The sequence below is a fragment of the Mycobacterium sp. genome (assembly GCF_035314905.1).
Classification (GTDB): domain Bacteria; phylum Actinomycetota; class Actinomycetes; order Mycobacteriales; family Mycobacteriaceae; genus Mycobacterium.
Genome location: NZ_DATFYW010000104.1, coordinates 1 through 14,580, shown reverse-complemented (window position 1 = coordinate 14,580; position 14,580 = coordinate 1). Strand labels below are relative to the sequence as shown.

Sequence of the window (14,580 nt, the reverse complement as noted above, 5' to 3'; positions counted from 1 at the left end):
GGGAGCGCGGGGTCACCGATGACCAGATCCGCGCCATGCTGGTCGACAACCCGCGCAGGATCTTTCATACCCGGGGCGGCTACTGACGTGACCGCCCCTGTCCCGCCGATGTCACCGCACGACCGCGGGCTCCGGCGCGTCGGTGACGGAGCTGTCCAGCGGCGGCACCGGCCATTCCTTGCGAAATTCCCAGCGCCGCAAGGCCACTCGGCACGGCGACTCCACCAGCGCGTAGCTTACCGCCGCGATCGCGAAACCGAAGATCAGGGTGAGCATCAGCACGACTGGCAGGTTGCCGGTGAACGCGAACCGTCCGATGACGGGAAACACCATGTTCAGCGCCGCCAGGTGCCAGATGAACAATCCGTACGACCAGCGTCCCAACGTGACCATCGGCGTGGTGCCCAGGATGCGGTGCGGCGTATCGGGACGGTCGAGCACCAGGGGCGCCAGCAGCGCGGCGGCGACCACGGCGCCCATCGCGGTCCGCACCACGAACTGCTCGACTGTGGCGGGGGTCAGCCCCTCGGGGCCTGCCAGCGGCGATGCCGCCACCAGATACGCCGCGATTGCGATCGCCGCCATGAGAACCCGCCGCCGCGCCAGCCGGTGCATCCATCCCGGGGGGCTGAAGGTCCACTCGGCCAGCAACATGCCTGCGCCGAACCAGGACGCGTACGCCGGCGCCCAGTTCAGCGGATTGACGCCGTAGGCGGTGTGGATCGGGATGTATCCCCACGCCAAACTCGCCGCCGCGAACGCAGCGACCGCCGGGACCCGGCCGCGCACCGGCAGCCGCCGCGCCAGCAGGGCCAGGATGGGCAACGCGAGGTAGAAGGTCACCTCGACGGAAAGGCTCCACATCTGGGTGAGTCCGGCGGTGAGCGTCAGCGGAATATAGACCTGGGTCAGCGTCAGGTTGGCCAGCCACACGGTGAGGCTGCCGCCGCCGTGAGCGTCGGGCAGCAGGGTGAGAATCACGACCACGGCCACCAGATAGGCCGGCATGATGCGCACGAATCGCGACCTGAGGTAGTGACCGGTCGGCGGCACGCGTCGCAACCCGCGGGCCGCGGCGGCGTGGCCACGCCACAGCAGAAAACCCGACAACGCGAAGAACACCGCCACCGCCAGGTCGAAGCGACCGAAAAGGCGTCCGGAGATTCCGCTTGAATGGCCGGTCTGGAACGCAACGTGCGTGATCACCACGCCGATCGCCGCGCATGCCCGCATGCCCTCCACAGCGGGCAGGAAGCCGCGGGTACCGCCGACTGGCTCGGACCGAATCACCGACACAAGTGACCAGTGTGCCGGACCGCGCATCCGCGCGACGGTATGCATGAGCCTTAGATTCTGCTGTTAGGGTCGAACGGGTTTTGGCCTCCACTGCCTGGTCCGAGCAAGTGGCGGCGGATGGTCATGCGAGCCGTCTCAGGTCGCGCCGGCACCGGAAGGAGGCACGGTTGAACCGCGCAGTGGCGCTACGAATCGCGGCGTGCGGCATCATGGGGCTCGGCGCTGCCCTGCTGATCGCCGCGTTGTTGCTGTCCACCTACACGATCGGCAGGATCCAGAAAATCCCGCTCGACATCGACACGGCCCTGGTCAGCGACGGCACCGGCTCGGCCCTCGATCCGGCATCATTGTCGGGCGATCACTTCGTGGTGAATCAGAACGTGCCGCTGTTGCAGCAGCAGCAAATCAGTGCCGAGTCGCCGTCCAATGCCGGCGTGGTCACGCTGCAGGTCGGCACCACATTGCGCCGTACCGACAGGCAGAAGGACACCGGCCTGCTGCTGGCCATGATCGACACCGTCACCCTGAACCGCAGGACCGCGATGGCGGTGTCCAGCGACACGAACCCTGGCGGGTCCGTTCAGAAGCCCCGCACGATGGACGACAGCAAACCGCCCACCAACGTGGTGCTGGTCCACGACGGGCTCAACTACCGATTCCCGTTCGACGTCCAGAAGAAGACGTATCCCTACTTCGATCCGATCGCGCAGAAAGCCTACGACGCGAACTACGACGGCGAAGAGGACGTGAACGGCCTGACCACGTATCACTTCAAGCAGAACGTCGGCTACGACGCGGATGGCAAGCTCGTCGAGCCGGTGAAGTACCCCTCGCTCTATGACCGCAACGAAGACGGCACCGTCACGGCGCGCGCGGCGCTGTGGGGCCTGCCGGGACCGCCGGACGAACCGATCACCATGACCCGCTACTACGCCGCGCAACGCGAGTTCTGGGTCGACCCCGTCAGCGGCACCATCGTCAAGGAGAAGGACCGCGCGTTCCATTACTACGCGCGCGACCCCCTCAAACCGGAGATGACGGTGGTCGACTACGCGGTGACATCCAACGAGTCCACGGTCGAGTCGCAGGTGAACGCCGCACGCGACGAGCGTGACCGGGTGGCACTGTGGGGTCGGGTCCTGCCGATCACGTTCACCGCGATGGGCATCATCGCGCTGGTGGGCGGTGCGCTGCTCGGCGCGTTCAGCCTGCGGGCCGAAAGCGGCCTGATCGACCCCGGCCTGGACAGCGCCGATCATGGCTTCTTCGGGCCGCGAGGCGAACGGGCGGAGCCGGTTCCCGGCGCTGAGGCCGAGACCGAGAAGCTGCCGGCGCAGCGCCCGTTCCCCGACCAACCGCCCAACCCGGGACCGCCACCTCGATAGCGGTGGTAGCGGCAGCACGGCACTGGGCGGTGCCAGGGTATGCGCTGGCGCTGGTTGTTGCGGTCACCGCACCCCTGCTGGCGCCCGGCTACTTGCTGCTGCGCGACGCGGTCTCCACCCCGCGGTCGTATCTGTCCGACGACGCCCTGGGGCTGTCCGAATCGGCGCCCCGCGCACTGCCGCAGGACTTCGCCGTGGCGCTGACCTCCCAGGTGATCGACGGCGGCCTGGCGGTGAAGGTGCTGCTGATCGTCGGGCTGTGGCTGGCGGGCTGTGGCGCGGCGCGGCTGGTGGCGCTCGTGGTGCCCGACGCCGGGCTCGCTGGCCGGTTCGTCGCGGTGACGATCGCGATCTGGAATCCGTATGTGGCCGAACGGCTGCTGCAGGGCCACTGGAGCCTGTTGGTCGGCTACGGGTGCCTGCCTTGGGTGGCGACCGCCGTGCTGCGGCTGCGCACGGCGTGTCCGCCGGGCTCTGCCTCCTGGCCGCTGGTGTTCTGGATCGCGCTGGCGGGACTGACGGCGACGGGCTTGATGATGGCCGCGACGGTCGCGCTGGTGTGCGCGGTCGTGCCGGGCCGCGGCGCACCGAGGTGGCTGTGCGCCGCGGTGAGCCTGACCGCTGCCGCACTCGTCGCGTTGCCGTGGCTGATGGCAAGTGCCCTCGGGGCTTCGCTGGCCACGCCGCAGGCGGGTATCGCGGCGTTTGCGGCGCGTGCCGAGCCCGGGCTCGGCACGCTGGGAACCTTGGCATCACTCGCAGGCATCTGGAACGCCGACGCCGTACCGGGCTTCCGCACAACGCTTTTCGCGATCGTCGGGGCGGTGGTCCTGTTGGGCGTTGTCGCGGTCGGCCTGCCTGCGGTATGGCGGCGCCCGTCCGCGGTGGCGCTGCTGGTGTTGGCGGCGGCCGCGGTGGTGCTGCCTGCCGCGATGGCGACGGGCGCTGGCATCGCGGCGCTGGAGGCGATCGTGCGCACGCTGCCCGGCGTCGGCGTGGTGCGGGACGGACAGAAGTGGGTCGGGCTGGCGATGCCCGGATACGCGCTGGCCGGCGCGGGCGCGGTGGTGACCTTGCGCCGGTGGATGCCCGCCGTCGCGGCGGCGGCGGCGTGCTGCGCGCTGCTGATCGCGGTGCTTGCCGATCTGGCCGGGGGGGTCTCCGGCAACGTGGTGTCGGTGCGTTACCCGGCCGGGTGGGCGGCCGTTTCGGCGGCGATCAACGCCGACCCTCGTCCGGTGGCCGTACTGCCCGCGGATGTGATGCGGCGCTTCGCGTGGTCGGGACCTGCCCCGGTGCTCGATCCGCTGCCGCGGTGGGTGCGCCCGCAGGTCCTCTCGACCGGCGACTTGACGATCTCGGGTCAGACCGTGCTCGGCGAAGGCCGCCATGCCCGTGACGTTCAACGCCTGCTGCTCGATGGCGCGGATCCGCGCGCGCTCGCTCGCGCCGGCGTCGGCTGGGTCGTCGCCGAGTCGGGCACCGCGGGCCAAACTGGCTCGGCCGAAAGAACTCTCGATCGGCTAGCCGTCGCCTACCGCGACAAAGACCTGACACTGTACCGTGTCGGCGGTGACTACCCGGGCGCGTCGCCGGTTCGTCGCGCGGTGATGATCGCCGGCCATCTGGTGTGGCTCGCGGTTCTGATCGCGGGCGCGGCCGGCTCGGTCGTGGCGGGACGACGAAACGCCTCACGACCCGTCCCGGATACGGTCAGATGACGCCACTGACCAGTCGGCCGGCCCGCACCGACTCGAGCACGGTGCGCATCGCGTCTGCACTCTGCCGCCAGGAGAATTCGGCGCTGCGCGCCTGTGCCTTGCGGCCGAGTTCGTCGCGCCGCAGCGGATCGGTGAGCAGTTCCTCGAGCCAGGTGACGAGCTCTGCGCGGTCGTCGACGAGCACGCCGGTGACGCCGTCGATGATCGAGTCGTTCAGCCCGCCCGAGGATCGATAGCCGATCGTTGGGACGCCGTGCTGGGCCGCCTCGGTGACGGCCAACCCCCAGCCCTCCTTGCGGGACGGCAGCAGATGCACCCAACAACGCTGCACCACCAGGTGTTTCACGGTGTCGTCGACGTGCCCGTGGAAGGTCACGATGTCTGCGATACCGCGATGTTCAGCGTGCTCGACGAGCCGGTGGTGCCACCAGCCCCCGCCGACGACGTCGAGGCGCAGGCCGGGAAATCTGTTGCACAGCAATGCGACCGCGTCAAGCGCATCCTCGATCTGCTTGTGCGGTACCAACCGGCTCAGCACCACAACTCGGGGCGTCGCCGAGCGGGGCGCCGTCAGCGTGTGTGCGGGCGCCTCGTCGAGCCCGTTGCGTACCACCGCGATGCGGTTGAGGCCGACGCCGAGGTCAGCGAGGTCGCGGGCCGAGGGCAGCGACACCGTCACGTACTGGCTGCGCCGGTGCACTCGCGGGGAGAGCGTGGACTCGCAGAACCAGCCCAGCCTGGCCATCCAGCGGCCGGCCACCGGCCACTGCTCACGGTGACAGTGGTGCACGAGCACGACGACGCGCCTGCCGAACACCAGCCGCGCGAAGAACGGCCACCCGTTCTGGGTGTCGATCACCACGTCGGGGCGCACGTGCCGCAGCGGGCCCAGCCTCAGCCGGGCGCCGACAAGTGCGAGCAGAGCCCAGGCATAGACCGAGTAGCGGCCACCGCGCCGGCTGATCCGCACACCGTCTACGACCTCGTCGCGCGGCGCTCCGTCGTATTCGGCGGTGCGCAGCGTCACGTCCACGCCCGAGGCGGCCAGCTGGGTGCCGATGCGCTGCAGATACGCTTCGCTGCCGCCGCCGTCGGGGTGACCGGTGTCGCGCCAGCACAGCAGCAGGACCGTGCCCACCCCCCGCAGTGCGCCGCTCGCGGACCGTTGCGCGTCAGACATCGGGATTCAGCGTAGCCGCTGCGTAGGGTGGGCCCGGTGCACGCCACCGATGTCTTCGCCAGGCGTGCGACGCTGCGCCGATCCGTGCGACTGCTGTCGGAATTCCGCTACGAGCAGCGCAGGCCCGACCGCTTCTACGGCGCCGTGGCGGCCGACACCGCCATGATGGTCGGCGACCTGTGGCGGGCCACCCATGACGAACCCGCGACCGGCCGGCTGCTGCTGGACGTGGGCGGCGGACCGGGATACTTCGCGCCGGTGTTCGCCGACGCGGGAATCCACTACCTCGGCGTGGAACCCGACCCCGCCGAGATGCACTGCGCGCCGTCGGTCGATCGCGGCGGCGGCTCGTTTGTCCGCGCATCAGGGATGGCGCTGCCGTTCGCCGACGACAGCGTCGACATCTGCCTGGCGTCCAACGTGGCCGAGCACGTCCGGCGGCCCTGGCGGCTGGGCGAGGAGATGCTGCGGGTAACCAGGCCCGGCGGCCTGGTCGTGCTGTCGTACACGGTGTGGCTGGGCCCTTTCGGCGGCCATGAGCTGGGCCTGACGCACTACCTGGGCGGGGCGCGCGCCGCTCGCCTCTACACCCGCAGACACGGCCATCCGCCAAAGAACAACTACGGGTCGTCGCTCTTCCCGCTGTCGGCGGCCGAAGGCCTGCGGTGGGCCCGCTCGAGCGACGCGCTGGTCGCCGCATTTCCCCGCTACCACCCCAGATGGGTATGGTGGACAACGTCGGTGCCCATGCTCCGGGAGTTCGTCGTGAGCAACCTGGTGCTGGTGCTGCGGCCGAGATCGTCGCGGCACTGAAACAGGTTCTCGTTTTGCGTGGCGCTGGGTAGTGTGGGCGACACCATGGCTGTGCAATCCAGCGAGCAGGCGCGACCGAGCGCATCGCAGCGCGATCCGCGGGTTCTGCGGGACGACTTCGAGCGCTGGCTGAGCGCCCGGCAGGCCGGCGCCGCGGTGGCGGCCGCAGAGGTGCCGTCGTGGAACGGCATGTCCAGCGAGACGGTCCTGATCGACGCCGGCTGGGACGGTGAATCGCACCGGCTCGTCGTCCGCATCGCGCCTCAGTCGCATGCCGAGCCGGTGTTCCCCCGCTACGACATGCGCTACCAGTTCCTGACCCTTCGCCGGCTCGGCAGCCAGGTCATCCGGCCGGTGGTGCCGCAGGTGTTGTGGTGTGAGGACGACCCCCGCCCGCTGGGGGCGCCGTTCTTCGTGATGTCGCGCGTCGACGGCCAGATCCCCCCGGATGTGATGCCGTACACGTTCGGTTCCTGGGTGAGCGAGGCCGACCCCGCCGACCGCAAGCGGATGCAACGCGCGACGCTGGAGCAACTGGCCCGTGTGCATGGGGCCGCTCCTGCCGACTTCGGCTTCCTCGACCGGCGCCGCCGCGGGGAGACCGCGCTGGGCGCCCACGTCCGGCACACCGCCGAGTACTACGCGTGGATCCGCGGCGACGGCGTGCGTGTGCCGCTGATCGAGCGTGGCCTGGCATGGCTGAGGGAGCACTGGCCCGACGAGTCCAACCCCGTGGTCAGCTGGGGCGACGCCCGGATCGGCAACATCGTCTACCGCAACTTCAGCCCCGTGGCGCTTCTTGACTGGGAAATGGCGACACTCGGGCCGCGAGAGCTCGACCTCGGCTGGATGATCTTCTTTCATCGGTTCTTCGAAGACCTGGCCCACCGCGCGGGCCTGCCCGGGCTGCCCGACTTCTTGCGCCGCGACGACGTCGCCGCCGCGTACGCCGACATCACCGGCTACCGGGCATCGCACCTGGACTTCTACACCGCCTACGCCGCGCTGCAGCACGCGGTCATCATGGTGCGAATTCACCTGCGCGCCGTGGCGTTCGGGCAAGCCGAGCTACCCGCCGATCCCGACGCGATGATCATGCACCGCGACACACTGGCCGCGATGCTCGACGGGACGTACTGGACCGCCCTGGATTCTGCAACGACAGGAGGCACATGACCGCGCAACAGAAGACCGAGTGGGACACGCTGTTCATCGGCGGCAGATGGACCGCACCCTCGACCCGGGACGTCATCGAGGTCCACTCCCCCGCCACCGGTGAGTACGTCGGCCGGGTGCCGGCCGCGGCCGCGGCCGACGTCGACGCGGCTGTCGCCGCGGCCAGGAAAGCCTTCGACGAGGGTCCGTGGCCGTCGACCCCGCCGGCGCAGCGGGCGGCGGTGATCCAGGCGGCGGTCAAGCTGCTCGAGGACCGCAAGGACTACTTCACCTATCTGCTGACCTGTGAGACCGGCGCTCCGCCGACGATCATCGAAACGATGCAGTGGGCCGGGTCGATGGGCTCGCTGGCCTTCTTCGCCGGCGCGGCGGACAAGGTGGCCTGGACCGAGACCCGCAACGGCTCCTACGGCCAGACCATCGTGTCGCGCGAGCCGATGGGCGTGGTCGGCGCGATCGTCGCGTGGAATGTGCCGCTGTTCCTTGCCGTCAACAAGCTCGGCCCGGCGCTGCTGGCCGGCTGCACCGTCGTGCTCAAGCCGGCCGCCGAGACGCCGCTGACCGCCAACGCCCTGGCGGAAGTGTTCGCCGAGGCCGGCCTGCCCGAAGGGGTGCTGTCGGTGGTGCCCGGCGGCATCGAGACGGGCAAGGCCCTGACGTCGAATCCCGACGTGGACATGTTGACCTTCACCGGCAGCTCCGCCGTGGGCAAGGAGGTCGGCAAGCGCGCCGCCGACATGCTCAAGCCCTGCACGCTGGAATTGGGCGGCAAGTCCGCCGCGATCATCCTGGAAGACGTCGACCTGCCCTCGGCGGTGCCGATGCTGGTTTTCTCCGGGGTGATGAACGCCGGCCAGGGCTGTGTGAACCAGACCCGGATCCTGGCACCGCGGTCACGCTATGACGAAGTGGTGGAAGCGGTTTCGCAGTTTGTACAGGCGCTGCCTGTCGGGCTGCCGTCCGATCCCGCCGCGCAGGTCGGGCCGCTGATCTCGGAGCAGCAGCGCCAGCGGGTCGAGGGCTACATCAAGAAGGGCATCGACGAGGGGGCCCGGCTGGTGTGCGGGGGCGGCCGCCCGGACGGCCTCGAAAGCGGCTACTTCGTGGACCCGACGGTGTTCGCCGACGTCGACAACAAGATGACGATCGCCCAGGAGGAGATCTTCGGCCCTGTGCTGAGCATCATCCCCTACGACACCGAAGACGACGCGGTCCGGATCGCGAACGATTCGGTGTACGGCCTGGCGGGCAGCGTGTGGACCACTGACATCCCGAAGGGAGTCGAGATCGCGTCGAAGATCCGCACCGGCACCTACGGAATCAATTGGTACGCTTTCGATCCCGGCTCACCGTTCGGCGGTTACAAGAACTCCGGAATCGGTCGGGAGAACGGCCCGGAAGGCGTCGAGCACTTCTGCCAGCTCAAGAGTGTGCTGATGCCCATGGGCTACCCGGGGACCTGAGTTCGACCCCGGTCGGCACCGGGACCGCCTAGAAGAGCACCCGCACGATCGTCTCGGCCACCGCCGCCGGCTTCTCGGACCCGTCGAGCTCGATCGTGTGCTTCACCGCCAGGTTCACGGTGTTGTCATCGACCTTGGTGGCGTCGATGAGTTCCGACCGTGCCCGGATTCGGCCACCGGCCGGGACCGCGGCCAGGAACCGCACCTTGTTCAGGCCGTAGTTGATGGCCATCTTCGCATTCTCGACTCGGAAGTTGTCCTTGCTCATCGCCGGTATCATCGACAGCGTCAGGAATCCGTGCGCGATGGTTGTGCCGTAAGGGCTTTCGACCTTGGCACGATCGACGTCGATGTGGATCCACTGGTGGTCCTCGGTGACGTCGGCGAAGGCGTCGATCCGCTTCTGGTCGATCTCCTTCCACTCGCCGACTCCGAGTTCCTGGCCGACCAGACCGACCGCGTCGTCAATGGATGAAATTACCTTCATTGCCGGTGCTCCTTTCTGTCTTCTAAACCCTAGCCACCCAGTACCGCGCGCACTTGCCGGCCCAGGGCGACGCCGAAATCACGGTTGTTCTGCTCCGTGAAGTGGATGCCGTCGACACCGTCGGTGCTGATCACCGAGCCCGCGTCGAAGTAGGGCACCTTGACGAACGAGGCCAGCGCCCGGTAGGTCTCGGCCAGCTTGGCGGTCTTCTCCTGCGCGCCTTCAAAAATGAGCTGAAACCACGGGTGTGGCATCGGTCCGAGCGGCGGCGGCGCGACCGGAAGCACCTTCGGCGCCGGATACGTGGTGCCCACCCCACCCGCGCAGGTGAGGACCTGGGTGATCAGCACCCCCATGCCCACGGCGATGTCCAGCGGGCTTCGACCGAAGTGGGCCTTCGTGTCGTTGGTGCCCAGCATGATGATCACCAGGTCCAGTGGCAGGTGGCTGGCCAGGGCGGACGGCAGGTATGCCGATCCGTTCAGTCGCGCATCGGTGGGATCGTCAACCGTCGTGGTCCGGGCGCTGAGGCCCTCCTCGATCACGGCATAGTTGTCGCCGAGCGCCTCGGCCAGCACTCCGGTCCACCGGAGATGCCGCGGATACCTCTCGGTGGGCATACCGTCGGCCGTCGGTACCCAGCCCCAGGTGAGCGAGTCCCCGAAGCACAGCACCTTCTTTTGTGTCATCTTCCTCGCCTTCGCCGTGTGCGAAAACCGTTGCGGCTATACCTCAATTCGCGAGCCCATGACCACGGTGCGATCGGGGGGCAGCCCGAAGTATTCGGCGGCATCGGCGGCGATGTAGGAGGTCGCGATGAACAGACGCTTGCGCCACGGCGCCATCGTAGGTGCCGTGCCCTTCGTCAGCTCGAGCTTCGACAGGAAGTAGGAAGCGTGCTCGATTGCGATCTTGCCCTCCGTCTGCTCGCGCGTGAGCAGATGCAGCGTTGCTGGAACGTTGGGCCGCTCCATGTACCCGAAGCGCGCAGTGACGTGGACGATTCCGTCTTTCGCGTCGGAGAGCGCATCCACCTCTGTCCGCTCGGCATCCGGCACGCGCGGCACCGGCACGGTCTCGATCGAGAAGATGACCACGTGCCGGTGAAGCACGTGATTGTGTTTGACGTTGGCCCGCATCGCCAGCGGGGCGGTCTCTTTGCCGCGGTTGAGGAACACCCCCGTGCCAGGGACCCGCGCCAGTTTCGGGTGCCCTTCGTCGAGCTGTTCGATGAAGTCGTGCAGCGGACCCTCCGCTTCGGTCCGCGCGGCGGTGACGATCTCCTGGCCCCGCTGCCACGTGGTCATCACGGTGAAAGCGGCGATCGCCATCAGGAGGGGCAGCCAGGCGCCGTGGACGAGCTTCGTCAGGTTGGCCGCGAAGAACATCAGGTCAACAGTCAGCAGGGCACCGCCGCCGATCACGAGCAGCCACAGCGGAGTCCGCCACCTGATGCGGGCGATGTATAAGAACAGCAGCGTGGTGATCGTGATCGTCCCGGTCACCGCCATGCCGAACGCGTACGCGAGCGCTGCGGAGCTACGGAAGGCAAACACCAGGATGAGCACCGCCACCATCAGCAGGCCGTTGATCCACGGCACGTAGATCTGGCCGATCGTCGACTCGGACGTGTGCACGACCCGCAACCGGGGCAGGTAGCCGAGTTGCGCGGCCTGCGAGGTCACCGAGTACGCCCCGGTGATCACCGACTGGGACGCGATCACCGTTGCGGCGGTGGCCAACACCACCATCGGCAGTCGTGCCCAACCCGGGGGGAGCAGAAAGAACGGCGCACCCACCGCACCCTCGTCGCCGAGCAGCAGCGCGCCCTGCCCGAAATAACTCAGGGTGCACGCCGGCAGTACCAGAAGCAGCCAGCCCCGCGTGATCGCACGCCGACCGAAGTGACCCATGTCGGCGTACAGCGCCTCCGCGCCGGTGACGGAGAGCACGACCGCTGCCAGCGCGAAGAACGCGATGCCGAAGTGGGCCACCATGAACCTCAGGGCATACAACGGCGACAGGGCCGCCAGGATCTCGGGATGGCCGGCGATGCCGTTCACCCCGCAAGCGCCGATCGCGGTGAACCAGGCGACCATCACCGGCCCGAACAGACGCCCGACCGTTCCGGTGCCGCGGCGCTGGATAGCGAACAGCCCAACGATGATCACCGCGGTGATCGGCACGACCCACCCCGCCAACCCCGATTCGACCACCTTGAGGCCCTCGACGGCGGACAGCACCGAGATGGCGGGCGTGATCATGCTGTCGCCGAAGAACAACGCGGCACCGAAGATGCCGAGCGCGGCCAGGATCATCGCCGTGCGGCGACCGCGCGCCCCACCCCAGCGCCGCACCAGCGTGATGAGCGCCATGATGCCGCCCTCGCCGTCGTTGTCGGCGCGCATCACCAGGGTCACGTAGGTCAGGGTGACGATGATCATCACAGACCAGAAGATCAGTGACACGATGCCGTACACGTGATCCCGGCTGAGCGGCACCGGGTGCGGGTCGTTGGGATTGAAGACGGTCTGGATCGTGTAGATCGGGCTGGTCCCGATGTCGCCGAATACGACACCGAGTGCGCCGACCACAATGCTCAATCGGACGCGTTCTGCGCCGCGGGCTGCGGGAAGCGGCGGCGCGGGTGCGGGATTTGTCGACACGACGGGGTCCTTGGTTGGTGGATCCGCACGCTATTGTGCCGTAGCCGGCGTGACACCGTTCACCGGGATGCCGAGCCGCCGCCGCTCGAGGCGTGCGAGCCGCTACGGTGGGGGTGATGGACAGCAAGCGGGGTCGCGACCAGATGATCGCCTTGGTCGCTGCCCACGGCGCCCTGACCGAGGGAGTGGTGCATGCATCGCGTCTGATGATCGCCGAGGGGCATGGCAATTTCGCCGGGCATCTTGATCATCATCGTGCGGAGTTGAACGTGATGATCGGCGAACTCGCCCTCTGGGCCGAGAGTTTCGGAAAGTGGCCCCCCTTGGACGTGAGCCACGCGATACACGCGTCTGCGCTGGACGAACCACCCGTTCCTGCAGGCTCCGGTGAGTTCGCGCGCGACCTGCTTCTGGCCCGCGAGAGGGTGAAGTCGCGGCGCGCCGACGTGTTGGCCGAGCTCACGAACACGCGCTTGGTCCTGGGCCCGGCCGGACTGCCCGTCGACGAACTCACCGCGTATCGGCGACAGGTCCGGGTGTGGGCCGGTGAAGCGCTTGACCTGGTGACCTGCGTCCACCGCCTGACCCTGGCCGATCGGTACATCCGGTGCTTCCAGCAGTTCTGCGCTGACGCGCAGCGTAACGCCGAGGCCCGCCGGGCAGGCGCGGCGCTTCTGCGCAAGTGGATGGACGACCTGGAGGAAGCCGACCGCGAGGGCGAACTGGTCCTGGCCGAGGCGTGCGGCTACGGGCACATCGTCGAGTGCTACCGATCGGGGGTGCGGTCATAGAACCGCGGGTCAGAAGGCTTCCTCGCGGAGTTCCATCACCGACAGGTCGACTGCCTCGACGATCCGGCGTTCGGCCGCCAACCGTGGCAGCACGTTCTTGACGAAGAAATTCGCCCCCGCGACCTTTCCGGAATAGAACGTGCGATCCTTCGAATCCGGTTCGGCGTCGAGCGCGTTCAGCGCGATCTCGGCCTGGTGCAGCAGCAGCCAACCGATCAGCAGGTCGCCGACGGCCAGCAGAAACGGCACCGACTCCAGACCGAGGCGGTACAGTTCACGCGCGTTCTGCGCGGAGTCGACGAGGAAGCCGGTCAGCGCGGTGACCATGGCTTGCAGATCGTAGAGCGCGCTGGCCAGCACACAACGGCCCTCGGCGAGCTCAGGGCGCCCGGTGTCGCTGTTCAGGAACTTCTGGATCTGCGCGACCACATGCTGCAGCGCGACGCCCTGGTCGCGGGCGATCTTGCGGAAGAAGAAGTCCTGCGCCTGAATCGCGGTGGTGCCCTCATACAGGCTGTCGATCTTGGCGTCGCGGATGTATTGCTCGATCGGGTAGTCCTGCAGAAAGCCCGACCCGCCGAACGTCTGCAGCGACTCGGTCAGGCACTGGTAGGCGCGTTCGGAACCGACCCCTTTGACGATCGGCAGCAGCAGATTGTTGACTCGATCGGCCAGCTCGGCGTCGGCGCCCGACACGTGCGACGCGACAATCGGATCCTGGTGGGCGGCGGTATAGAGGTAGAGGGCACGCAGCCCTTCGGCGTAGGCCTTTTGGGTCAGCAGCGCACGGCGCACGTCGGGGTGATGAATGATCGTGACACGGGGCGCTTTCTTGTTGGTCATCTGGGTGAGATCGGCGCCCTGCACCCGCGTCTTCGCGTAGTCGAGTGCGTTCAGGTACCCGGTTGAAAGTGTGGAAATAGCCTTGGTGCCCACCATCATTCGCGCGTACTCGATCAGCTTGAACATCTGCGCGATGCCCCTGTGCGTGTCGCCGACCAGCCACCCCGTTGCTGGAACGCCGTGCTGGCCGAACGTCAATTCGGTCGTCGCGGAGACCTTCAGGCCCATCTTGTGCTCTAGGCCCGTGACGAACACCCCGTTGCGCTCACCGGGTTGGCCGCTCTGCGGATCGAACAGGTACTTGGGGACCAGGAAGAGGCTGAGCCCCTTGGTTCCCGGGCCGGCGCCCTCGGGCCGGGCCAGCACCACATGAAGGATGTTCTCGAACAGGTCGTCGGTGTCGCCATTGGTGATGAATCGCTTGACGCCGTCGATGTGCCAGGTGCCGTCGGGTTGCTGGATCGCCTTGGTTCGGCCCGCGCCGACATCCGACCCGGCGTCGGGTTCGGTCAGCACCATCGTGGCGCCCCAATTGCGGTCTGCCGCCAGTGCCGCCCAGTGGCGCTGTTGCTCGTTGCCGATGTGGTAGAGGATGTTGGCGAACGCCGGGCCCGCCAAGTAGAGGAACACCGCGGGGTTGGCGCCGAGGACGAACTCGTTGATCGCCCAACCGACGACCGACGGCGCCGCCACACCGCCGATGTGCTCGTCGAGCCCGATCCGGAACCACTCGCCCTGCTGCCACGCCCGCAGTGACTT

12 protein-coding genes are annotated in these 14,580 nt (G+C 68.1%); 6 read left to right on the top strand and 6 right to left on the bottom strand.

The features are described 5' to 3' along the window. Positions 1-111: 111 nt before the first annotated feature. On the bottom strand, positions 112-1,323 hold the full coding sequence (locus VKG81_RS08840; RefSeq protein ID WP_324395550.1) for an acyltransferase: 1,212 nt from the start codon (positions 1,321-1,323) through the stop codon (positions 112-114). Between the two features lie 140 nt (positions 1,324-1,463). Here VKG81_RS08840 and VKG81_RS08835 point away from each other — a divergent pair, with 140 nt between their 5' ends. Continuing rightward, on the top strand, positions 1,464-2,681 hold the full coding sequence (locus VKG81_RS08835) for a DUF3068 domain-containing protein (RefSeq protein WP_324395549.1): 1,218 nt from the start codon (positions 1,464-1,466) through the stop codon (positions 2,679-2,681). Between the two features lie 2 nt (positions 2,682-2,683). After that, on the top strand, positions 2,684-4,402 hold the full coding sequence (locus VKG81_RS08830; protein WP_324395548.1) for a hypothetical protein: 1,719 nt from the start codon (positions 2,684-2,686) through the stop codon (positions 4,400-4,402). Here VKG81_RS08830 and VKG81_RS08825 read toward each other — a convergent pair. Beyond that, complete coding sequence (locus VKG81_RS08825) at positions 4,395-5,582, bottom strand: glycosyltransferase family 4 protein (RefSeq protein ID WP_414685203.1); 1,188 nt, start codon at positions 5,580-5,582, stop codon at positions 4,395-4,397. The two genes, VKG81_RS08830 and VKG81_RS08825, sit on opposite strands and share 8 nt — an antisense overlap. A 36-nt stretch (positions 5,583-5,618) precedes the next feature. Between VKG81_RS08825 and VKG81_RS08820 the strand changes: the two genes are divergently transcribed. The 3 genes from VKG81_RS08820 to VKG81_RS08810 are packed head-to-tail and all read left to right on the top strand — an operon-like array spanning position 5,619 to position 9,034. Further along, a complete protein-coding gene (locus VKG81_RS08820; RefSeq protein ID WP_324395547.1) occupies positions 5,619-6,395 on the top strand; it encodes a class I SAM-dependent methyltransferase in 777 nt (258 codons plus the stop codon). Between the two features lie 45 nt (positions 6,396-6,440). Continuing rightward, complete coding sequence (locus VKG81_RS08815; RefSeq protein ID WP_324395546.1) at positions 6,441-7,571, top strand: phosphotransferase family protein; 1,131 nt, start codon at positions 6,441-6,443, stop codon at positions 7,569-7,571. Then, positions 7,568-9,034, top strand: a complete 1,467-nt coding sequence (locus VKG81_RS08810) for an aldehyde dehydrogenase (RefSeq protein WP_324395545.1) — start codon at positions 7,568-7,570, stop codon at positions 9,032-9,034. Before VKG81_RS08815 ends, VKG81_RS08810 begins: the two co-directional genes overlap by 4 nt. A gap of 28 nt (positions 9,035-9,062) precedes the next feature. Here VKG81_RS08810 and VKG81_RS08805 read toward each other — a convergent pair whose 3' ends face one another. Genes VKG81_RS08805 through VKG81_RS08795 form a run of 3 tightly spaced genes read right to left on the bottom strand, consistent with a single transcriptional unit; the run spans position 9,063 to position 12,124 of the window. Beyond that, positions 9,063-9,521: a MaoC family dehydratase gene (locus tag VKG81_RS08805; protein WP_324395544.1), complete on the bottom strand. Its 459-nt coding sequence runs from the start codon at positions 9,519-9,521 to the stop codon at positions 9,063-9,065. Between the two features lie 29 nt (positions 9,522-9,550). Next, complete coding sequence (locus VKG81_RS08800; protein ID WP_324395543.1) at positions 9,551-10,210, bottom strand: SGNH/GDSL hydrolase family protein; 660 nt, start codon at positions 10,208-10,210, stop codon at positions 9,551-9,553. Positions 10,211-10,246: 36 nt separating this feature from the next. Continuing rightward, on the bottom strand, positions 10,247-12,124 hold the full coding sequence (locus tag VKG81_RS08795) for a potassium transporter Kup (RefSeq protein WP_414685204.1): 1,878 nt from the start codon (positions 12,122-12,124) through the stop codon (positions 10,247-10,249). A gap of 179 nt (positions 12,125-12,303) precedes the next feature. Between VKG81_RS08795 and VKG81_RS08790 the strand changes: the two genes are divergently transcribed. Further along, the gene (locus VKG81_RS08790; RefSeq protein ID WP_324395542.1) at positions 12,304-12,978 is read left to right on the top strand and encodes a hypothetical protein; all 675 of its coding nucleotides are present in this window, start codon (positions 12,304-12,306) and stop codon (positions 12,976-12,978) included. Positions 12,979-12,987: 9 nt separating this feature from the next. On the opposite strand, the gene VKG81_RS08785 is transcribed toward VKG81_RS08790, so the two are convergent. Further along, positions 12,988-14,580, bottom strand: a 1,593-nt coding sequence (locus tag VKG81_RS08785) for an acyl-CoA dehydrogenase (protein WP_324395541.1), incomplete at its 5' end; no start/stop codon positions are given.